The organism is Thermoplasmata archaeon, assembly GCA_036395115.1.
Classification (GTDB): domain Archaea; phylum Thermoplasmatota; class Thermoplasmata; order RBG-16-68-12; family RBG-16-68-12; genus RBG-16-68-12.
The window spans coordinates 44,482-66,971 of sequence record DASWDU010000049.1 but is presented as its reverse complement, the minus strand read 5'-3'; the positions used below and the strand labels follow the sequence as shown (position 1 = coordinate 66,971).

15 protein-coding genes and 1 tRNA gene are annotated in these 22,490 nt (G+C 66.7%); 5 read left to right on the top strand and 11 right to left on the bottom strand.

Annotated elements, in window-relative coordinates:
- Positions 1-2: 2 nt before the first annotated feature.
- The 6 genes from VF992_12010 to VF992_11985 all read right to left on the bottom strand — a co-directional run bounded on the left by VF992_12010 (position 3) and on the right by VF992_11985 (position 5,436).
- Complete coding sequence (locus tag VF992_12010; protein ID HEX9341875.1) at positions 3-359, bottom strand: hypothetical protein; 357 nt, start codon at positions 357-359, stop codon at positions 3-5.
- A complete protein-coding gene (gene ilvB, locus VF992_12005) occupies positions 331-2,052 on the bottom strand; it encodes a biosynthetic-type acetolactate synthase large subunit (protein HEX9341874.1) in 1,722 nt (573 codons plus the stop codon). Before ilvB ends, VF992_12010 begins: the two co-directional genes overlap by 29 nt.
- A gap of 207 nt (positions 2,053-2,259) precedes the next feature.
- A complete protein-coding gene (locus VF992_12000) occupies positions 2,260-3,255 on the bottom strand; it encodes a homoserine kinase (GenBank protein ID HEX9341873.1) in 996 nt (331 codons plus the stop codon).
- Between the two features lie 8 nt (positions 3,256-3,263).
- A complete protein-coding gene (locus VF992_11995) occupies positions 3,264-3,542 on the bottom strand; it encodes a MoaD/ThiS family protein (protein ID HEX9341872.1) in 279 nt (92 codons plus the stop codon).
- Positions 3,535-4,776 (bottom strand): threonine synthase, encoded by a 1,242-nt coding sequence (locus tag VF992_11990; protein HEX9341871.1) that lies wholly within the window; start codon positions 4,774-4,776, stop codon positions 3,535-3,537. The genes VF992_11995 and VF992_11990 overlap by 8 nt, the downstream gene beginning before the upstream one ends.
- Before the next feature lie 111 nt (positions 4,777-4,887).
- Positions 4,888-5,436 (bottom strand): hypothetical protein, encoded by a 549-nt coding sequence (locus VF992_11985; GenBank protein HEX9341870.1) that lies wholly within the window; start codon positions 5,434-5,436, stop codon positions 4,888-4,890.
- A gap of 397 nt (positions 5,437-5,833) precedes the next feature.
- Between VF992_11985 and VF992_11980 the strand changes: the two genes are divergently transcribed.
- On the top strand, positions 5,834-7,540 hold the full coding sequence (locus VF992_11980; GenBank protein ID HEX9341869.1) for a PAS domain S-box protein: 1,707 nt from the start codon (positions 5,834-5,836) through the stop codon (positions 7,538-7,540).
- Between the two features lie 81 nt (positions 7,541-7,621).
- Positions 7,622-8,008, top strand: a complete 387-nt coding sequence (locus VF992_11975; protein HEX9341868.1) for a response regulator — start codon at positions 7,622-7,624, stop codon at positions 8,006-8,008.
- 42 nt (positions 8,009-8,050) lie between these two features.
- On the opposite strand, the gene VF992_11970 is transcribed toward VF992_11975, so the two are convergent.
- A tRNA-Ile gene (locus tag VF992_11970) sits at positions 8,051-8,125 on the bottom strand.
- Between the two features lie 152 nt (positions 8,126-8,277).
- Entirely contained in the window at positions 8,278-11,004 is a 2,727-nt protein-coding gene (locus tag VF992_11965; GenBank protein HEX9341867.1) for a fibronectin type III domain-containing protein, read from the bottom strand.
- Positions 11,005-11,287: 283 nt separating this feature from the next.
- Between VF992_11965 and VF992_11960 the strand changes: the two genes are divergently transcribed.
- The 3 genes from VF992_11960 to VF992_11950 are packed head-to-tail and all read left to right on the top strand — an operon-like array spanning position 11,288 to position 19,685.
- Positions 11,288-11,806, top strand: a complete 519-nt coding sequence (locus VF992_11960; protein ID HEX9341866.1) for a nitroreductase family protein — start codon at positions 11,288-11,290, stop codon at positions 11,804-11,806.
- Positions 11,807-11,842: 36 nt separating this feature from the next.
- Positions 11,843-13,102, top strand: coding sequence for a hypothetical protein (locus tag VF992_11955; GenBank protein HEX9341865.1), 1,260 nt, complete (start codon positions 11,843-11,845; stop codon positions 13,100-13,102).
- Positions 13,103-13,109: 7 nt separating this feature from the next.
- Complete coding sequence (locus VF992_11950; protein HEX9341864.1) at positions 13,110-19,685, top strand: hypothetical protein; 6,576 nt, start codon at positions 13,110-13,112, stop codon at positions 19,683-19,685.
- Here the strand turns inward: VF992_11950 and VF992_11945 are convergent, their stop codons facing one another.
- Genes VF992_11945 through VF992_11935 form a run of 3 tightly spaced genes read right to left on the bottom strand, consistent with a single transcriptional unit; the run spans position 19,686 to position 22,444 of the window.
- Positions 19,686-20,309 (bottom strand): DUF6580 family putative transport protein, encoded by a 624-nt coding sequence (locus VF992_11945; GenBank protein HEX9341863.1) that lies wholly within the window; start codon positions 20,307-20,309, stop codon positions 19,686-19,688. It abuts the gene before it with no gap.
- A complete protein-coding gene (locus VF992_11940) occupies positions 20,310-20,738 on the bottom strand; it encodes a DUF4430 domain-containing protein (protein ID HEX9341862.1) in 429 nt (142 codons plus the stop codon).
- Positions 20,735-22,444, bottom strand: coding sequence for a PQQ-binding-like beta-propeller repeat protein (locus VF992_11935; GenBank protein ID HEX9341861.1), 1,710 nt, complete (start codon positions 22,442-22,444; stop codon positions 20,735-20,737). The genes VF992_11940 and VF992_11935 overlap by 4 nt, the downstream gene beginning before the upstream one ends.
- Positions 22,445-22,490 lie beyond the last annotated feature (46 nt).

Below are 22,490 nucleotides of genomic sequence, written 5' to 3'. Positions count from 1 at the left end.
CTTCAGAGAGCCCCGTACGCCTTGACGTACGCAGCGCCGTCCACGTGGGCCAGCGCCGCCTCCACCTCGCCCGCCTTCCCCGCGATCGCGGTGCGACGGACCGTCGAGCGGACGAGCGCGAACGCGTCCGCATTGTCCTCGATGTACTCGACCTCGATCACGTCGTGCACGCGCCGCAGGTGCTCGACCATCCGACGGAGCTGCGGGTGCTCTGACGCCAGCAGGACGCGCGCACATCCGGGCCGCTCGCACTTGCCCGCCAAGATCGTGTCGAGCGAGATCCGCTTCCGCGTGAAGACGCCGGCGATGCGCTGCATGACGCCCCAGTCGTCATGGACGAGCAGGGACAGGATCTGCAACCGTCGCACCTCCCTTCCAGATGCATCGAGGCCCGAGGATGACCTCCTTCGCCGACGTGCCGGGCGGCATGATCGGGAGCATGTCCTCGTCCGCGTCGATCGCTACGTCGATCAGGAACGGCGTCTCTGCGGCTTGCGAACGCAAGATCGCCTCGGCAAGCTCCCCCTGCCGTTCCACGCGAACGGAGCCGCAGCCATAGGCGTCCGCGATCTTCGTGAAGTCGGGTAACTCCCCGAGGTACACCGCCGAGTATCGCTCCCCGTAGAACATGCGCTGCCACTGTTGGACCATCCCGAGGTAGTGATCGTTGAAGAGGATCACGCCCACGTTGATGCGGTTCTCCCGCGCGGTCGCGAGCTCTTTCATCGTCATCTGGAACGAACCGTCGCCCGCGATGTCCATGACGAAGCGGTCCGGCATCGCGACCTTGGCGCCGAGCGCGGCGGGGAAGCCGAAGCCCATCGTCCCGAGGCCCCCGGAGGTGATGAACATCCGCTTCCGACGGACCTCGAAGAAGTGCTCCGCCCACATCTGGTGTCGTCCGACCTCTGTCGTGACGATCGCGTCGTCCGGGAGCGTGCGGTTGAGCTCCCAGATAATCTTCTGCGGCAGAATCGGGGAGCCGCTGTGGTTGAAGTCGCAGTTGCACTCCCGCTTGAGGCCGCGCACCCGGTCCATCCAGACGGTCCGCTTCCGGAGCGCGCGGTTCTCGAGTCCCGCGATCAAGGCGTGGACGGCCACGCCGACGTCACCGACCAAGCCGACGACATGCGGCACGTTTTTCCCGACCTCGGACGGATCGATGTCCACATGGACGATCCGCTGCTGCTTACCGAATTCCGACAGCTTGCCCGTCGACCGGTCGGAGAAGCGGGTGCCGAGAGCGAGGATCGTGTCGCAGTTGTTCAACACATATGTGGCGACCATCTTGCCGTGCATCCCGACGGGGCCGAGGACGAGCGGGTGGTCCTCGGGCACCGCGCCCTTCCCCATGAGCGTCGTGACGACGGGCGCCTGTATCATCTCCGCGAGCCGCAGGATGTCGGCGCCGGCCTGAGACCAGCGGGCGCCGCCGCCGACCAGGATGACCGGCGCGTCCGCCTCCTCGAGGAACCGGACCGCGTCCACGAGCCGCGAGAGATCCTGCCTTGTGGTCTTCCGCGGGGTGTACTTCTCCTGGACCTTCGCGTCGTCGACCTCCGCGCGCTGCACGTCGAGCGGCAGGTCGATGTGCACCGGGGCCGTCCGGCCGTGGGTCGCGAGGTAGAACGCGTCGCGGAACACCCGCGGGATGTCGTCCGCCGACTCGACCCGCCAGTTGTGCTTCACGATGGGCATCATCATGCCGAACGCGTCGACCTCCTGGAACGCATCGTTGCCCATGACCGTCGTCGCGACCTGGCCGGTGATCGCGAGGACCGGAGAGGAGTCCATGTAGGCGGTCGCGATGCCCGTGATGAGGTTCGTCGCGCCGGGACCCGAGGTCGCGATCGCGACGCCCGGCCGCCGGAGGACGCGAGCGTACCCGTCGGCCATGTGCGCCGCATTCTGTTCATGGCGCGTCAGGATGTGCCGCACGCCGGCGTCGTACAGGTCGTCGTACAACGGGAGGACCGCCCCGCCCGGATGGCCGAACACGACCTCGACGCCGTGCTCCTTCAGGATTTCCAGCGCGACGCGCGATCCCCGCATGGGCGTTCCCCCGGCGGCGAAGGCCGTGGGCCGCTCATCGGCCCCGCCATCGCCCGGAGTCCGGCGCGCACCGGACGGAGGCTATTTAACATTTGCCGATACCGTGCACGGCGATCGTCGAAATTCGTCGTCAGCCGACGAACGAGTCCCGTCGACGAACGTCGCCAGTTGCGGGAGGGGGAATCCTCGCCGCGCGAACCGCTCACGTTACCGGCCCAGGCTCGTGTCCCTCGGGGGAGGAGCGATCGAGAAGCGCGAGAGGGCCTTCGGCGCGACCGCGGCGAGCGGCGTAGAATTGTCCACCGTGGTCGCGAGCGGGTCGGCCCGATGCCCGCCAGATTCGAACGCCTTGCACATCCTTTCCGCCGCGGTCCACGCCGCGACGCGGGTGGAGGCCAGCGCGAACACCGTCGAACCGGATCCGCTCATCGCGAATCCCGCGGCGCCGGCCGCCAAGGCTGCCGCCCGTGCATCTTCGAAGCCCGGGATCGCTGCGGACCGGGCGGGCTCAACGAGGCGGTCCTCCAGGCAGCGACCCGCGAGGGCCGCGTCGCCCCGCGAGAGCGCTAACGCCAACGTGGCGGCCCGCCCGATGTTTCCGACGGCATCCCGCAGCGGGACGGTCTCGGGGAGGAGCCGCCGCATGTCCGCGGTCTTGAGCACGACGTCGGGGATCGCGATCGCGATGGCGATCCGCGGGCTCACGGATTCGCGGGCCAGAACGAGGGGCTCGGTCGAGGCGATCGCGACGAACCCGCCGAGGAGCGCCCCGGCGACGTTGTCGTAGTGGCGGCCCGCGACGGACGCTTCGCCCTCGACGGCGGCCTGGATGAAGCCCTGGACCCCGAGGGACCTCGAACGAGGGAACGCCTTCAGGAAAGCCAGCGCCGCCGCGGCGCACGAGGCCGCAGAGCTCCCGAGCCCCCGCCCGGGCGGGATTCCTTTCTGCACGCGGACCGCGAGAGGCTGCCTCACATGGGTGCGCTGGCGGAGGGCCTCGATCACAATCCCCGCCGTGTTGTGGGCGAATTCCGTCGGGATCGATCCGGCGCCGAGACCCGTCACCGCCAGCGAATCTTCGTTCGCGGGCCGGATCGCGACGTCGTCGGACAGCCCCCGCACCGCCAGGCTGAACACGTCGAACCCCGGACCGACGTTCGCGATCGTGGCCGGCGCGCGGGCGTGCACCCAGCCCGACGCCATGGACCGCCTCATCCGCCGGCGATGGCGGGGAGCAAGTCGACGGTCGCGTCGCGTGGGATCGGCGTCTCGAGACCCTTGATGTACCGAGCATCCTCGCCGTTCACGTAGACGTTCACGAACCGCTTGAGCCGACCGTCCCCGTCGAATATCCGTTGGTGGAATTGCCGACCGTACCTGCCCGTGACGATCTCGAAGAGCTGGGCGAGCGTCCCCTCGAATTCCAGGTCGATCTCCCGCTCGCCTTGCGTCGCGACGGCGATGGGAGAGGCGAGGACGAGCCTAACCATGGCCGATCCCTCCGAGGAACGCATCGACCGCCGCGGGCGTCGGCGGGACGGGCGTCAGCGGCGGGAACGTCTCCCGCCAGACACCGGGCGCCTTCAGCCCGTTTCCCGTCACGAGCAGCACGACGCGCTCGTCGCGATCGATCCGGCCGTCCTCGCGCGCCCGTTTCAGGGTCGCGACGGTGGTGCCGCCCGCCGGTTCCGTGAACACGCCCTCCGTCCGGGCGAGGAGCCCCTGTCCCCCGAGGATCTCCGCGTCGTTCGGAGCGTCCGCGAAGCCGCGCGTCGTGCGCATAGCCTGAATCGCTTCGTAGCCGGACGCGGGATCGCCGATGGCCAGGGACTCTGCGATCGTCTCGGGCCTCTTGACGGGACGCGGTCGTCCGTCGGGCGCCTCGAAGCCCCGGACGATCGGGGCGCAGCCCGAGGCCTGCGTCCCCACGAGCCGCGTCGCATCCCCGGAGACCTCGTCGAGCTCGCGGAGTTCTCGTATTCCCTTGTCGACCGAGGTGAGGAGCAGGCCGGATCCGAGGGGCACGATGATCACGCCGGGCAAGTCGAACCCGAGCTGCTCCCACGTCTCGAGCAAGAGCGTCTTGGAACCTTCCGCGTAGTACGGTCGCAGGTTGATGTTCACGAACCCCCAACCGCGACGATCCGCGGCGAGCAACGCGACGCGGTTCGCCTCGTCGTACGTCCCGTCGACCGCGACGACCGTGGCCCCATAGATTCGCGGCACGAGCAGCTTCCCCGGCTCGAGGGAGGCGGGGGCGAAGACGTAGCAAGGGAGGCGCGCCTTCGCCGCGGCGGCGGCCGTGGCCGCGGCGAGGTTGCCGGTCGATGCGCAGCCGACGGCGGGGAGGTTCCATTCCCGAGCCTTCGCGACCGCCACGGCGACCGGCCGGTCTTTGAACGAATACGTCGGATTGACCGTGTCGTCCTTGACCCACACGTCTCGGAGGTCGAGGGCCTTCCCGAGGTTCTCGGCGCGCCGGAGCGGCGTGAAGCCAACCTGGAGGTCGACCTTCGCGGTTTCGTCGAAGACGGGCAGGAGCTCCCGATACCGCCAGAGGTCGCGGGACCGGGCGGCCAGCGCCTCGCGACGGAACGCCTCGCGCACCGCGTCGAACTCGTACGCGACTTCGAGCGGGCCGAAGCAGGCGTCGCAGACCGTGAGCTGCGCCGGAGGATACTCCGCGCCGCACTCTCGACAACGAAGTCCGCGCACGTAGCCCATTTGATCGACTCTCCGAGCGCCGCGTCGGGGACCGATGAAATCTAGATAAGTGTTGTGACGGAAAATAGTCGGACGGGAATACCGATATTCGTATCGGAAGTCCTCGGCGATCTAGTCCGTCGTCCAGAACGCCTTCGCAGTCCACGTTCCCTGCCACCGCAAGTCGAATTCGTATGCGCTGAGCGAGGGCAGCGGGGCTCCGTCGCCGGAAACGAGGAACGAATCGCCGACGCCCGGGGCGCCGTCGGCGTCGGGATCCAGCCATGTGATCCGATAGAAGTTCGGTCCGATCGAGAAGCGTGCTATCGACTGGGGCGGCCCGAGCCCGATGGACGGACCCGGAAAGTCGTTGACGACAAGCGTCGTCTCGAATCCGCCGTACGAATACGGTCCGCCCGATTCGCCCTGCACGAGGAAGGACGCGTTGCCGTCGACGAGGGACACGTCGGAAAAGACGAGCTTGTCCGTCGGAAGGGGCCGAGACGGCAAGAGCGAGTCGACGTAAAATGCCGCGGCGACGACGAGCCCGACCGCGACGAAGCTCAAGAGCACGAACCGAAGGGTTCGGCGCTCGCGAATCGAATCGCCCCTGGCCTCGGTCGCGCCCGGGAGGTCGCGGCTTTCGGTGTCGCTCCCGACCGGATCCTCGGCGGGTGGCATAACTTGGCCATGGAGCCGAGCATCGCTGATAAGCCTCTCGTCCGCAAGGTGGTCTTCCACCGGAGGTGTGTGACCAACCCCGCGGCTGTCGTAGCCATGGTTGCGACGGGGGGAGGTCGCCGAAAGTGAAAATCCGGACGAAGGTTCTAAAGCTTTATGCCGCGAGAACTCCGTTGGCGGCCCGGCCCTCCATGCTCGCGTGCCGGGTTCTCGATCCCCACTGCCACCGGCCAGTGTCGACCGCTCCCGCCAAGAGGGACAGGGAGCCATGACGGCCACCGGCGAAGCGGATCCGACGGGATCGACTCCGCTGGGCAGGAAGCAACCAGGGCGCCGCCCAAGATGGCTCGCGAAGGTTTCAGCGCGAACAATCGGGCTGTGGATCCTCGTCGGGGGCTTGTCCGCCCTCGCCGTGATCATCGCGGTCGCAATCGCCATCGCGCAGGTTCGAGGCTTCTCGCCCGCGCCGCTCGGGCTCGGCTTGCTGTTTCTCGCTCCGATCGCCGGCGCGGTCGTCGCGATCGCCTTATACGCCCGGAGCCTGAGCCGAGCGACGCTCGGGCGAGCGGAGGCCGTCGAGGCCGCCCGCGCGAGCGAGAGCGGCTTCCGGACGGTCGCGGCAACGATGGCGGACGGCATCGTGACGATCGACGAGAAAAGTCGAATCCAGTTCGTGAACGAGTCGGCCGCGAGGATTTTCGGCTATTCCCAGGACGAGCTCCTTGGCCAGGAGCTCACGATGCTCATGCCCGAACGGTTCCGGCCCCTCCATCTCCGGTCGTTCCGTCGGTACAACGAGACGGGCGAGAAGCATGTCCCGTGGCAGAGCATCGAGTTCTTCGGCCTCCACAAGAACGGACGAGAGATCCCGATCGAAGTGTCGTTGGGGGAATACAGGACGGCCGACCGGCGCTTGTTCACCGGCGTCTTGCGCGACGTCACGGAAAGGAGGGGAGAACAGGAAGCGATGGGGCGGCTCGCAGCCATCGTCGAGAGTTCGCAAGACGCGATCATCGGGAAGACGCTCGAGGGACGAATCACAAGCTGGAACCGTGGGGCCGAGCGCATCTACGGCTACACGGCCGACGAGGCACTCGGCCAGCCAATTGCGCTCCTCGCGGCGGACGAAGCTCGGGACGAACTCCGGCGAATCATGGAGAAAATCCAGAGGGGAGAGGCGATTCCTCGTTTCGAAACGACCCGGATCCGAAAGGACGGGCGGAGGATCTCGGTCGCCCTCACCATCTCTCCAATCCGAGATTCGGCCGGCCGACTCGTCGGAGCCGCGACGATCGCGAGGGATGTGACGGAGGAGGCCGCACTGCGACGGCGACTCCTCGAGAGCGAGCGCTGGGGTTCGATGGGACGAATCGCCTCGTTCGTCGCCCACGAAATCAACACGCCGCTCACGAACATTTCGCTCCTCACGGCGAGCATCAAGCGCCGGACGGACGACCCCGAGATTCAGACACGCCTTGGAAAGATCACGGCGCAAGGGAAAATTGCCGCAAGCATCACCGCGGAACTCCTAAAATTCGGGAAGCCGGGCACGCTGAACGTCGCGGACGTCGACTTGGCCGAGATTGTCCGCGCGTCCGTGGAGCAAGCCGAGGTCTACTGCAAGGCCGATGTCGCCACGCGCGTCGAACTCGGGGATCGACCGATCCCCTGCCGGGCCGATCCGATCCGCATGCAGGAGGTCCTGGTCAACCTCCTGAAGAACGCGTACGAGGCGACGTCGAAAGGCGCCGTGCGGGTGCGAACGGAGGAGCAGAGGGACTTCCTCGCCGTCGTCGTCTCCGACACCGGGACGGGCATGCCCCCGGACGTACAGAAGCGCATCTTCGAACCGTTCTTTACGACGAAGAAGAAGGGGGAAGGCACGGGCCTCGGCCTCGCGCTGAGCAAGAACTTCGTCGTCGCTCACGGCGGAGATATCGTCGTCACGTCGGAGGAAGGAAGAGGCTCGGCGTTCACGGTCCTGCTCCCGCGGAATCTCGAGGCCGTGTCGTCCGCAGAGGCGCCCCGCCCCGAAGATGCCGAGGGACGAGAGCCACCACCGCGCGAGCCCGCGCGGGTCGATGTGTCGCCGGACCCCCCTTAGGCCGGCGGGCCCCGAAGCTTGTCGAGCGGAATTGACCGACCGCATAATACCCGAGCGGGTCTCGAGGCGTCGGGTGATTGTGTGAGGGGGTCCGAGCCACAAGGCCGAAGGCCGTCCGTCCTCGTCGTCGACGACGACGAAGGCATCCGCGAGAACCTGGCGGAGCTGCTTTCGATGGACGACTACCGAACCTTCACGGCGGCGAGCGCGGAGGAGGCGTTGGAGCGCATCGAGGCCGACGAGGTCGACCTGCTCCTGACGGACTTCCAGATGCCCGGTGCCAGCGGCGTGGAGCTAATCGAAGCCGCCCGACGAACGCGACCGGCGCTCCCCGCAATCTTGATCACGGCCTTTCCGTACGTCTACGAGCAAATCGACCCCACACGGCGTCGCGGGGTGACGCTCCTGTTGAAGCCGTTCGCGGCCGAGGAAGTCCTCCGGATCGTCGCCCGGGTCCTCCGGCCGTGACACCGTCAGGCGCCGACGCGGCGGAGCGAACCGCGCCAGAAGTGGGCCCGGCCAGATTTGGACTGGCGACCTCCCGGTTATCAGCCGGGCGCTCCAACCGGGCTAAGCTACGGGCCCGCGGGGCCGCGGAAGATGGTGACGCGACTTAAACGTTCTCTCGCTCGACTGCGTTGCGAATCGGAGGCGCAGACTCCGCGTTCGTTCCCCTTCACCCGAGAGGTCGCGCCGGACCATCGAGCGACCCGAGGCGCGATCCGGATTCCGATGTGCTACGGTCGTCCCTTCCGGCCCGCTCTCCGCCTCGAGAGTGTGAGCGCAACCTCGGCCGCCGCGACCACACCGATCACGATCGCGACGGCCACGCCGATGAGGACGACCGGCGGCAGGCCGGCGACCGAGACCGGGGTCTGCAAAATCACGGTAATCGTCTTGGTCTGCGTGTTGCCCGAGGTGTCCGTCACCCGAACGTAGATCGTGTTCGAGCCTTCTTGGAGCGTCACCGTCGCGGACCATGAGGTCGTGCCCGTCGCGGTGACCCAGTTCGTTCCGTCCATGCTGAGATCTACCTTCTGGACGGCGACGTTGTCCGAAGCCGTTCCGTTGACGGTCAGGGTGGCGGACGTCACCGTCGCTCCGGATGTCGGCGAAACGATCACGACCGTGGGCTTTGTGGTATCCGGGGGCGGCGCCGGCATCGTGGAAACTTCTGAGCTCCGCTGGCCTTCCCCGGCCCCGTTCACCGCGCTCACCTGATAATAATACGTGACGCCGTTCGTGAGGCCGGCGTCGGTGTAGGAGAGGACGTTGCCGAGGTCCGCGACAAGCGACTCCGCGGCGGCGATGGTGCCGCGGTAGAGGTTGTAGCCGGTAATCGGCGATCCGCCGTCGGAGGACGGAGCCAGCCACGAGAGCGCGACTTGCGCATCGCCCGCCGTCGGCGGGAAGACCGCGGGGGCCGAGGGCGTCGCCGCCGGCGTGGCGGCGACTTCGTCCGACTTCGGCCCCTCTGCAATCGCGGTCGAGGCGCTCACCTGGTAGTAGTACGTCGCGCCATTCGTGACTGCGGTGTCCGTGTAGGAAAGGACCTCGTCGAGGATCTTGAACTGCGTCTCCCCGCCTGACGATGTCCCTCGGTACACAGAGTAGTTCGTGATCGGCGAGCCGCCGTCGGAGGACGGTGCCTGCCATGCGAGCACAACCCGGACGTCGCCGGGATTCGCCCCCAAGTTCTGCGGCGCGGATGGGATTGTGACCGGAGTGGCCGAGACCTCGCTCGACGGGGGGCTTTCTCCCACGGCGTTCACCGCACTCACCTGATAGTAATATGTGAGGCCATTCGTCACTCCCACGTCCGTGTAGGAGCGGACATCCCCGAGCGTCGCGATCTGCGTCTCGCTGCCGGGCGACGTCCCCCGGTAGATGAGGTAGTTGGTAATCGGGAGGCCTCCGTTGGAGGCCGGCGCGAGCCATGCGAGGTCGACCCGGCGGTCGCTGGAAGTCGCTTCCAAATTCTGCGGCGCGGACGGGATCGTGGCCGGCGTGGCCGAGACCTCGCTCGACGGCGGGCTCTCTCCCACGGCGTTCACCGCACCCACTTCGTAGTAGTACGTCACCCCGTTCGTGAGGCCCGTGTCGGTGTACGTCAGCTCGGTGCCTGCATCGGCGACGAAGCCTTCGCCGCCCGACTCGGTCCCACGGTAGATCCGGTAGTTCGTGATTGGCGTACCGCCGTCGGAGGACGGTGCCTGCCACGTCAGGGTGACCTGGGCGTCGCCCGCGGTCCCCTCCAGGTTCTGAGGCGCGGACGGAGCGGTGGCGTGTAAGGCAAGTTCGTAGATGTAGGCGGCCCCCGTGTGGCGGTCCTTGAAGGGGGCGCCGATGAGGGCCGTGTCACCGCTGACGGACACACCCACGTCTGCGAAACCATCACCGGTTGCACCGTCGCTCGCGGTCAGCTTCGCTTTCTGGGACCAAGTCGTACCGTTCCGGACGAACAGGTACGCGGAACCAGAATCGGTCCCGCGATCGTCGTCGCCCGGCGCCCCGATGACGGCGATCTCTCCGTCGAGAGAGAGCCCTAGGCCGAACGCATCACCGGCGGCGGTATCATTCGCGCCAAGCTTCGCCTCCTGCGACCAGTTCGTCCCATTCCGGACGTAGACGTAGGCGGCTCCCGTAGCGTTGTCTTTGCCAGGGGCCGTGACGAGGGCTGTGTCCCTCCCGAGGGAAACGCGATTCCCGAACAAGTCCCCCGGCAACCCATCGCTCGCCGTAAGCTTCGCCTCCTGCGACCAGTTCGTCCCATTCCGGACGTAGACGTAGGCGGCTCCGGTGCCCCTTCTTTTGCCGGGGGCCCCGATTACCGCGGCGTCGCCGTTGATGGAGCCGCCGAAACCGTCCCCAGACGCCCCATCGCCTGCCGTAAGCCTCGCCTGCTGAGACCAGGTCGTCCCGTTCCGCACGAAGACGTAGGCGGCTTCCGTCTGATTGTTCTTGTAGACCGCACCGATCAAAGCGGTGTCCCCGTCGAGCGCCACGTAGATGCCAAAGGACACGAAGGGCGCGGCATCGCTCGCCGTGAGCTTCGCCTGTTGCGACCAGGTCGTCCCGCTCCGGACGAAGACGTAGGCGGCTCCCGTGCCGTTGCCACCGTAGGGGGCCCCGACGAGTGTTGTATTCTCGCTTATAGAGGAGAACGTTCCGAATGCGTCATACGGGGCGCCGTCGCTCGCCGTGAGCTTCGCCTGTTGCGACCAGGTCGTCCCGCTTCGGACGAAGACGTAGGCGGCTCCCGTGCCGCTGTCTTTGCCCGGCGCCCCGATCACCGCGGTGTCCCCGCTCATGGACACGCCGAGACCGCCGAAGAGGTCGCCGATGGCGCCATCGTTCGGCACGAGTCTCGTTTCCGTGACCGTGGCCGCTCCACGAACGCCGGCAAGGACGAGAACGAGAAGGAGCGTCCCAACCGTCAGGACTGATGCCCACCGAAATTTCATCTTCCTCCCCCATGCCGGCGACGACGGCAGCGCTTCAGCTTGGAACATATGAACCTGGCTCTATTAGGCCGTTTCCGCGGTGATCTCTCGGGCGGGTCCCCCGCGGATACCCGACGATGTCGAATTTTGAAGGATCGTCGCCCGGGGGACCCGGGCCAAATGGTGCGGTCACGAGTCAGCGTCGCTTCGGGCCGGATGTCTCCCTCCGCAACGAGAGTCGAAGGGGAATAACCATCCCGAAACGCTTATTATCACCACGCCAAATCGGACGCCTCGGGACGATATGGAGGCCCTTGAGGCCATCAAGTCGGTGAAGAGCGTGAGCAAGTACAAGCCCGATCCGGTCCCCGAGCAGAAAGTCCAGGCGATCATGAACGCGGCCCGATTCGCCCATTCGGCGGAGAACCTGCAGCCGTGGAAGTTCATCGTCGTCTCGGACGAGGACGCGAAGCGGAAACTCGCGGGCGCCTGCACGAACTCGAAGCACATGGCCGACGCGCCCTTGGTGGTCGTCGCGTGTGCCCGGCTCGACGAGGCGGTCGCGATGATCGGCGGATACATGAACTCGTATCCGGTCGATGTGGGCATGGCCCTTGCGAACGTCACCGTGGCGGCCACGAGTGAGGGGCTAGGGACCTCCTGGATCTTCGCCTTCAACGAGGAGAAGGTGAAGGCCCTCCTGAGCATCCCGGCGGACGTCCACGTGGTGGGGTTCACACCGTTGGGCGTCCCGGAGGCGTTCGAACCTCCGGCGGGCAGGAAACACCTCTCGGAGATCCTCGCGTACAACGCGTACGACTGAGACCTCCGGGATCCCACGGTCCTCGAGCAGGCATCGATGGCCCAGCGCGCCCTCACTCCCGGCAACGCCGCCTACTGCAGCGAATGCGGAGCGGAGACGCTGCCGGACGCCGCCGCGTGCGCGCGGTGCGGGAAGGCGTTCGAGGGCTCGATCGAGGCGATCCTGTGTCCCATTTGCAACTCGATCAACGCCGCCAAGTCGACGGAGTGCGTGAACTGCAACGCGAGGTTCCCGGAACCCGGCTCGCTCACGCCCGTCCGACCGCCCCTCGAGCCCGCCGCGGGTTCCCCCGCGGAAGAGTACCTGCGACGGATCCTGCAGCTCAGCCGCGAAAGGGCGAAAGCCCGGAGCGCACCCCCGGCCAGCGCGCGACGCGACGCCGATCTTCCGGCCATATCGGACGCCTCCGAACAACCCGGCGGCGCGCTGGACGAGTCGCTCTGGAAGCTCGCCGAGCCGTTCGATCGGATGCTCGACCGGCGCAAGCGGCGTCTCGAGCACATGGACGCGCTAATCGAGCGGGCGCGGGACCGCATCCGGTCGCTCGAATCGTCGACGGATCCAAAGGACGTCCGAGAGCGCGAGGAGCTGAAAGGCCAGATCGCGGGCCTTCTGCTCCAGAAGGAGGACATCCTCAAGCTCGAAGAGGGGCTCGTCGACATGGAGCACACGTACCGGAACATCCTGCGCATGCAGGAGGACGAGCTCAAGGCGCGGGAGTCCTCCCTCCGGAGTCGCGTGGAGGCGTTCCGTCGCGAGCTCGAGTCGCGCGAGAAGGAGTTCGGGCAGCTCAAGGAACGGGAGTCGGACATCCTCCGCCGGGAGGGAGAGTTCCACACGCTCGTGAGCCGCCTGCACGAGAAGGAGCGGGAGCTCGAGAAGCGTGAGGACCTCCTCCGGGAGAAGGGCCGGCTGCTCGACGAGCGGCTTCACGCGCTGAGCCAAGGGGAGGTCGACATCGAGCGCCGGCGGTGGGAGCTCGAGCAGCGGGGATCCTCGGGCCCGATCGGGAGGACGGACACCCCGACGGTCACGGTCAAGCCCCCCGACCTCGAGATGACGGAACTCAAGGGTCGGGTCGTGCAACTCGAAGACCAGATGGAGCGGGTGATGGAGGAGCGGAACCGGTTGGTGCAGGAGACGAAGGACCTCACCGGCCTGAGGGACGAACTCAAGGTCGTGATCAAGGACCTCGACGAGTTGCTCGGCGAGCTGCCGGCCGACAAGATCAAGGACTTCGCGAAGTCCGAGAAGTTCGCCCTGTACGAACGCATCCTCGAACGGCTCCAGCTGTGATCGGGACATGGGACTGCGTGAGAAAGCCCGGAAGTCGCTCGCGGCGGGCGAGGACGCTGACGCGGGCGAGTCGCTCGTCGTCCACGTCGACGTCGCGCGCCTCGAGTCCGAGGCGAAAGCCCGGGAAGACCAGCTCCGAAAAGAGCTGCAAGCCGCCCGCAAACTCTCCGACGCCAAGGGAGAACAGATCGCGCGGCAGGACGGCGTGATCGAGAGCCTCGAACGGCGGGTCAAAGAACTCGGGTCCGCGCAGACCGCGGCCGAGCGGGAGGCGAAACGGGCGGTCGAGGCGGCGCAGAAGCAACTCGAGGCGGCCCGGGACGAAATCGGCTCGCTCCGGAAAGCCAAGGCCGCCGCGGCCGAGGCGGGCGCGACGATGCAGAAGGTCGAGAAGAGACGGTCCGCGCTCGAGGCGACAGAGGAAGCGCTCCGGAAGCGCGAAGAGGAGGTCGAAGGCCTCGTCGCGTCCCTCGACGGCCGCAACAAAGAACTGGCCGCGCGCGAGCGTTCCCTCGCGTCCCTCGAGGAAAAGCTCGACGGCCAGGGCCGCGAACTCGGCGGCGTGCAGCGGGAGATCGAGGACTCGCGGACGAAACTCGAGGCGCGCGAGGCGGAACTTGCCGAGAACCGGAAAGCCATGCGGGACCGCGCGGACCAACGGGCCGCGGACCTCGAGAAGGATCTGGAAGCGGCCCGTAAGGACCTCGCGAAGATGCTGCGGAACCTGGAAGCGGCGCGATCGGAGGCGCAGGCGGCTCAGAAGGAGGCGCAAAACCGCGAGACCGCCCTGACGGCGGAGATCGCGAAGGCCCGGGCCGGCACGGAGCAGGAGCGCGACAAGGGCGTGCGGCTCCGAGGCGAAATCGAAGACCTGCGGAAACGGGCGGGCAAAGCCGGGGAGCTGACTGAGAAAGAGACCGATCTCAAGGCGCAGTGGTCGAAAGTCGATGTCCGGACGAGGGACGTCGCGGACCGCGAAGCCGCCCTCGCCGAGTCCGAGGCGAAAGTCGGCGCGCGCGAGGCGGAGGTCCGATCCAGCGGTCGCGCGGCCGCCGAACGGGCGCTCGAGGCGGAGAAAGCCCTCAAGGCCCTCCGGGACCGGGAACGGGCTCTCGAGAAGGGGGAGCGAAAACTCGAGGAGGCCCAGGCCAAGCTCGACGAGCAGGCGAAGGCCCGGGAGGAAACCCACGGCCGTGAGCTGGACGAGGCCCGAAAGCTCCTACAAATCCAAGAGCGTGAACTAGCCAAGCGCGACAAAGAGATCGAGGCGTCTCGGACCGCCGCCCAGATTGCGGACGAGGCGCGCGAGCGGCGGGAATTGGAATTGAAAGCCGAATTCACGAAGGCGAACGCCCAACTCGAATCCGAAAGCCACCGAGCGGACGCCCTGCAAAGGGATTTGGAGGCGGCGCGGAAGGAGTCGGCGAAAGGCCTCCGGAGCTTGGAAGCCGCGCGCACCGAGGCCGGGTCCGCGCGGAACGAACGCCTCGAGCGAGAGACGACCCTCAACGCCGAACTCGCGAAGGCGCGCGCCGCGGTCGAGCAGGAGAAGGAGAAGGCGAGCCGGCTGAAGGAGGAAATCGAGAGCCTTCGGAGGCGCGCGGGCCGGGCGGGCGAGCTGACCGAAAAGGAGTCCGCGCTGAAGGCGGAGTGGGCGAAGCTCGACGGACGGTCCAAGGACCTCGCGGGTCGCGAGGCGGTCCTCGGCGAGTCCGAGGCGAAACTCAGCGCCCGTGAGGCGGAGACCCGATCGAGCGGTCGCGCGGCCGCGGAACGGGCGCTCGAGGCGGAGAAGGCCCTCAAGGCCGTCCAGGAGCGGGAGCGCGCGGTCGAGAAAGCCGAGCGGAAGCTCAAGGAGACCCAGGGCAAGCTAGCGGACCAAGCGAAGGAGGCGGAGGAAGCCCAAGACCGGGAACTCGACGAAGCCAAGAAGCTCCTGCAGATTCGAGATCGCGAGCTCGCGAAGCGTGACAAGGAGGTCGAGACATCTCACAACGCCGCCCGCGCCGCGGAGGAGGCGCGCGAACGGCTTGAACTCGAACTGAAAGCTGAGCTTACGAAGGCAAACGCCCACTTCGAATCCGAAAGCCACCGGGCGGACGCTCTGCAGAAAGACCTCGCTGCGGCTGGGAAAGAGACGACCAAAGGCCTCCGGAGCCTCGAGGCTGCACGCGTAGAGGCCGAATCAATTCGGAACGAGCGCCGGGAGATCGAGGCGGCGCTCAACGCCGAACTCGCGAAGGCGCGGGCCGCCGTCGAGCAGGAGAACGAGAAGGCGAGCCGGCTCAGGGAGGAAATCGAAGGACTACGGAAGAGGGCGGGTCGAGCGGGCGAGCTGACGGAGAAGGAGGCGGACCTGAAGGCACAGTGGGTGAAGCTCGACGCACGGTCCAAGGATCTTGCGGATCACGCGGCTGCGGTGGCAAAGAAGGAAACCGACCTCAAGGCTCGGGAAACCGAGTCCGAGAAAGCCTCCCGATTGGCGGCCGAACGAACGCTCGAGGCGGAGAAGGCGCTGAAGGCAATCAAGGAACGGGAGCGCGCGGCGGAGAAAGACGAGCAGAAACTCCGAGACGCCCAAGCGCGTCTCGCCTCGGAAGCGAAAGCGAACGACGAGGCCCACGCCGGGGAGCTCGAGGACGCGAGGAAGGGGCTCCGGGCCACGGAGCGCGATCTCTCGAAGCGGGACCAGGAATTCGAGGCGCTCCAAACTTCGCTGCACGCCGCGAACGAGGCGCTACGGCGAAAGGAGATTGAAGTGAAAACCGAGATGACCCGCGCGAACGCACAACTCGATGCCGAGGTGCATCGAGCCGCCGCGCTCCAGAAGGATCTCGAGAAGGCCCGGACGACCTCCGCGAAGGCGTCGGAGCTCGACGCCCTCGAGTCGACGCTCGCCCGGAGGAATGTGGACCTGGCATCGCGGGAGAAACGACTCGCTTCGAGCCAGGCAGACCTGGACTCGAAATCGAAGACCCACCAGCGGAGAGACGACGACCAATTACGTCGAGAGACGGAACTCACGAAGCGCGAGTCGGAGAGCCAGGAAGCGCTCAAGGCCCTGCGCGAACGAGAACGAGAACTTGCTCGGCTCGAGAAGCGCATCGACGACGCTTCGAAGGCGACGGAGGTCCGAGATGCGAAACGCGGGCGGGAGCTCACCGAGGGGGCGGACGCGCAGGCGAAACGGAAAACCGAACTCGATTACCAATCAAAGGGGCTCAAGACCCTCGACCACACCTTGGCCGAGGCGAAGGAGGGCCTCGATCGACAGCAGGCCGAGCTCGAGCGCCGCGAGGTCGCGATGCGGAACGCGGCGGAAGCGGTCGGGAGGGCCACCGCTGACTTGAAGGCGCGCGAGGAGGCGGTCGTCGAGGGAGAGGCTCGCGGCAAGTCGGCCGGAGCGGAACTCCAAGTCCGCGAGCGAGCCGTCCAGCGGGCGGCCGCGAACGCTTCGGAGAAGGAGGCGGCGCTCGCGAAAGCGCGAGACGATCTCGCCCTCCGGGGGACCGAACTGGAACGCGCGGAGCGGGCACTCAAGCTTGCATCAACGAAACTCAGCGAGCGCGAGGCCGAACTCCAGAAACGCGCAGAGGAAGTCGCTCAGCTCTCGAGGACCGTCGAAGGGACCCGCGCAAAGGTGACCTCTCGGCAGGACACGGTCCGTCGGGCGGACCAAGCCGTGAAGGCCCGGGAGGCCACGGCGACGAAGCGCGAAGCGAAACTCGAGGAGGACCGTGTCGCACTCACCGCGGCGGAAAAGGCGCTTGCGACCCAGCGCAAAGCCTTGGAACGAGACGCGGGTCGGATTGCGAAAGCGCGGGAGGACCTTTCCACCACTCGAACCGAGCTCGGGAGGGCCGACAAGGAGATCAAGCTGCGAGCGACCGAGTTGGGCGCACGCGAGGCCGTCCTGTCGCGACGTGAGGCAGGGGCCGAGGAACGCGCGAAGGGACTCGAAGCGGGGAAGGCGGAAATCGCCGCGCAGACGGAGGGGGCGAAGCGCGCGGATCGCCTCCTGAAGCAACGCGAAGCCGCCGTGTCGAAAGGCGAACACGATCTCGCCGCCGCCCTCGAGGCGCTCGCGGAGCAGCGGAAGGCCATCAAAGGGGAGCGATCTGCCGTCGTTCGAGGAGCTGATGAACTCGCACGCCGGAAGAGTCAACATGGGGTGCGCGAGAAATCGCTCGACCAACGGGCGCGGGAGCTCCGCTCCGAGGCAGAAGCCCAAAAGGCCGCCGCGGCGAAGCTCGAGTCCCGCGTGGCCGACGCCGAACGACGCGGGGAGGAAATCGCGACGGTCAAGTCCGAACTGACGAAGGCGCAAGAGGCCGCGATGAAGGAACGCGAGGAGCTGAAGGACGCGACCGCGAAACTGGAGCGGGCCCGAGAGGAACTCGGTTCGAATCGTAAAGCCCTGGAGTCCGCTCAGGCAGAGCTCCAAACTCAGGCGGACGGGCTTAGCAAGCGGGACCGCCTAGTAGACGCGCACGAGTCTTCCGTGTCGAAGGCCGAAGAGGAGCTCCGACAAGCTCGCGCCGCCATCGCGGCTTCGGAAAAGGCGTTGAAAGGGGAGCGAGTGGCGCTAGAGCGCCACGAAGCCGACCTGCTAAAGCGGGGTCGGCAGATCGAGGAACGGACCGCCGCCGTCGAAGAGAGGGAGAAGACGCTCTTGGCGCAAGCGGATGGTCACAAGGTCGCACTTGCAAAGTTTGAGTCCAGCTTGGCTCAGGTTGACCGACGTGAGGAAGAGCTCGCAACCTCGAGCAAGGATCTGAAGCGACGGGAATCCGCATTCGCGAAGGCTCAGGCGGCGCTTCTGCAGGCGAACGCCGACCTCGACCGCGCCACGAAGGAGTTGCGGACCGATCGCAAGGCTTCGGATGCCCTCCGGCTCGATCTCGTCGCGAGGACGAAGGCGCTCGACGTCCGGAGTCGCGAGCTCGCGGCGACCGAGGCGACGCTGATGGAGCGGGATAAATCGGTCGCGTCCCGCGAATCGGAACTCGAGAAGAGCGAGAAGACCCTCGGCACCGCGAAGCGGGAATGGGAGGAGTCCCAAGCCGCCACGGCCGAGGAGGCGAAACGCCAGGAGTCGCGGGCCCGCGCGGAAATCGAGGAAGCCCGACACCTCGTGGCCGGTGCGGATGCGAAAGAGAAACAGCTCGCCCTCCAAGATGCATCGTTGCGATCGAAACACGAACAGTTGCGGCGGGTGGAGGCCACGCTGGATCGCCGAGAGTCGGCGCTCGCCAAGTCGACGAAAGACGTTGCGGCGAAGGAGTCGGCCATGCAGGAGGTCGACGCACGCCTCACGCAACGAGGCCGGGAACTCACGCAGAGAGAACACGAACTCCGCGAGGCGCTCAACGACTTCGAAGCCCGCAAGCAGGCGGTGGAGGCCATGGCGCGGGACCAAGCGAAAGAAGCGCGCGAGGCCGTCGCCGTGCAGAAGGAGCTGGCTCGCGCGAAAGCGTCCCTCTCTGCTGTCGAGAAACGCACTCGGTCGGAGTCGAAGAAGCTGGAGGGACGCCTCGAGAAAATCGAGGGCGAGGGTTCTCGTCTCGCCGCACGAGAAGAGTCTGCGCGGGCGCGAGAGGCCGAACTCGCGGCTCGTGAGGCGGACCTCAAAGAGAAGCTCGCGGATCTCGCGAAAACGACCGCGGGCATGGAGGAACGAGGCCATGAACTCGCCGACCGCGAAGACGGACTGAAGGTGCTCGCCTCGACGCTCGAGAAGCACGACATCGAGTCGAACAAAATCGCGCAGGGAATCGAAAAGCGCAAGGCAGAACTCGATCGACTTGACAAGGGACTCAAGGAGGCGAAAGAGCACCTCACCGCGGACGTGAAACGGCTCGCCGAGGAGCGGAAAGGCCTGGAGCGGGCCAAGGGTGACGTCGACAAACGGTCGAAGGAGATCGAGGTCCAGGCCGGCTTGGTTGCATCGCACGAAGACGAGGCGGCCGACCTGAAGTCGAAAGCGATGAGCCTCCTGAAGTACGCGGAGAAGGTCGCGGAGGAGAAGAGCCGCGAACTCAAGGAACGAATGGCATCAGAAGAAACCCTTCTCGAGGAGCAGCGAGCCGCCATGGAGAAGACAGTGCGTGCCCGCGAGGACCTCGAGCAGCGCGAGACGCGCTTCGAGGCGGCCTCGACCCAGCTTGACGTGCGCAGCAAGGCCGTCGATCAGCGCGAGAAACGCCTCAAGGAGGAGTCCGCGGCCCTCGCTCGCGAACGTGCTGAAGCGAAAGCGATGTGGAAGAACCTCGAGTCGGAAGGCCGGCGGGTCTCCCAGAAGGAAGGGGCGGTCGAATCCCTCGTGGCCCGGGCGATCGCAAAGGAACGCGAATCGCTCGTGGAGCAAACGAAGAAGGTGCACACGCTGGCAGCCGATCTGAAGGGCAGAGGGAAGGCCACGGAGCGGGACCGACTCCGCCTCGAAGGGCTCGAGCGGGATCTGCTAGCGCGGAAAGCCAGCCTCGAGGCCCGTGACCGCGCGATCCGAGAAGCGGAGAAGGATCTCGACCGTCGTCGTGAAGAGGTCCACCGGATGCGGGAGCAGATCGAGGAACTCCTCTGATTACTCGCGCCCTCCTGGCGACGGCACCTTATCTTCGGTCTTTGCGGGCCATCCGTAGGCGCGGAGGAAGAGGAACATGCTCCCGAACAACGGCACGAAAATCAGGGAGCTCAGGAGGTGGTACAGGGTGAAAGGTACTTGGAAATACAGGACCGTCGCCAAGCCCACTCCGAACGGCCGCGTGAGGAAATACCACTCGCCGAACGCGGTCCACAAATCGTAGGCGATCGTGAGAGGCACGCTGATCGTGGTCAGAAGTGCGACCGACCTGACTCGGAACAGGACCCTCGGCCGGATCCGGCGTCCGACGAATGCGACGAACACGAATCCCGAAATGACGAAGAACGAAATGGCGGCCATCGCCTCGAGGGCATAGCCGGAGTATCCGGTCGACCATTCGAGGGTCTGCAGGACGACCAGCGCGGTCACCGGCACGAGCACCGTCCACCAACGGCCCAGGAGGGACCCCGCGAGAAGGCTCGCGACGAACACCGTCTCGATGTTCGCGAACGTGTGCATGATGTACGTCCCGGCGACCGCGACGACGATCAAGAAGCTCCCGAGGAGCCGGGTCCGCGCATCGCCGAAACCGGCCTCCAGCACGGCGCGCCAGGCACGTCCCATTCAGCCGCCCTCCACCGACAAGACGAACTTCCATAGGACGGTGTCGCCGTCACGCAACGGCTTCAGGTCCGCCGCGACGTCCCCATACGCGCCGCCCACCCAGTACTGCCAATAGCGATTGCCTTCCCCGTTGACAGACCCGTTGATTGCGGTGACGAACATCCCTCTCGGGACACCATAGGGGACGTACGCGACCGGGAAGCCGAGCGCGTGGCTGGCCTCCATCAGCAGGGAGAACGCGGTATTGTTCGTCGTGAGGATCGCATCGTATACGATCGTCCAGTCGACGCCCACCGCCTCGAGACGGACTGCACGCACGACGGAGGGTTGCACGGGTGCGGGCTGGATCAGCTGCGTCGCTGCGTAGAGACCGGCGATGGCGGGGATGAGCAGCACCACGAGGAGAATCGCCTGACGCCGTTCGTTCACGCGACGCGCCCCCCGCGGGACCTCTTCCGCACGAACACGACGAACACGACGACCGCGGCAACCCCGATGGCGGCCCCGACGACGCCGAGGCCGACGAGGACCGGGATGAGAATCGGCTCGGCGAGGCGAATCGCCGGACCGAGGGCGTACACGTGGCCGTTGTCGCTCGGCGCGAAGACCGTCCCGTCGGCGACGACGGGAGATCCGAGGATGTATTCCGACGGCGATGGCTCGAACGACCACGCCAGAGCGCCGGTCGTCGCGTTCAATGCGTAGATCGACCCATGGGCGGCGTTCGTCGCGAAGAACACGTTGCCGTCGGCGTACGAAATCGACGCCTGCACGGGACCGTTCGGCGTGTACGACCAGCGCGGGTCTCCCGTGGCCACGTCCAGCGCAACCACACGCCCCGTCGTTCCGAAGGAGCCGCCCCCCACGACGACGGAGTCCCCAGCGACCGCCGGGGAGGACACCCCCGCATCCACGGCGGCTTTCCAGGCGAGGACGCCCGTCGCCCGGTCGATCGCATAGACGTTGCCGTCCTTGGATGGCGCGATGAGCCGCGAACCGGCGATGGCTGGAGACGCGGCGACGGAGCCCCCGGTCTCGAAGAACCACTTCTCCGCCCCGGTCGAGGCGTCGAGCGCGAGGATGCCGTACGGCGGGTCGAACGTCACCTGGCTCGTCGTGTTGTACGTGCCCATGATTCCGACGTACGCGACGCCGTCCAAGTACGCGGCCGAGGAATAGTGCACGGATCCCGTCGGGTGCCGCCACGCGACGGTCCCGTTGCTCGCCCAGAGGCTCACGACCTCGCCGGGTCCTCCCGACTCGTTGAACGTACCGATCAGCACTCGGTCGAACGCGACCTTCGGAGAGGACGTGATGCCGCTGAACGAGCTCTCCGTGAGAAGGCGGGTCTCCCACTGCACGCCGCCATCCGACGCGTTGAGCCGCACGACGGTCCCGTCCGATGTGCCGACGATCACGGAATCGTCGAAGACCGCGGGAGACGAGAACCCTCGGGCCGCCGATCGATTCCAAATTGTGCGTCCGCTGAACTCATCCAGCGCGAGGATCCCGTCGCGCGTGTTAACGAACACATGTCCGTACGCCACGGCCGGAGTCGCCTCGATCTCCCGCACGCCCGTGTCGCGGTCCCACGCGAGTCGGACGGCGCTCGGGGCGGTCGAAGGGGAGGCCCCGCTGTTCCCGAGGTCCGATCGGAACTCGACGGCGGGGGTCGGATGGTCCGGCGTCGGCACCGGCGTGCGGCCGGCGAAAGTCACCGAATCGTATCCCGCGTTGTAGAGAGCGATGCTCGCCCCGTCCTGTACGATGAGCCCGGAGATCCCCGAGGATGTGAAATCCCACGTACGGGCGGACGTGTTCCATTCGTAGAGGCCGATGAACCGGGCGGGAGAATGGCGGTCACCGATGTCCGCAATCCCTACGCCGCAGCAATCGTACCACGTGGACTCGATCGAGACGCCATTCGCCGACGCCGCTCGCTGGACCGCGAGCCACGTTGCGTTGACCGCGGAAGGATCGGGGATCGTCTCGCTCGCCCAGAGATAGCTGCCGTCCCCGAAGTCGAAGAGAATCCGGATCGATGCGGACCCTCCCGACGCCGGGGCGTCGTACAGGATCGCGACGACGAGCAGGGCCGATGCGAAGCCCACCGCGATCCGCGTCGTCAACCGCACCTGATTCTCCTCCTCAACTAGACTTGATGTTTGTCCGATGAACTTG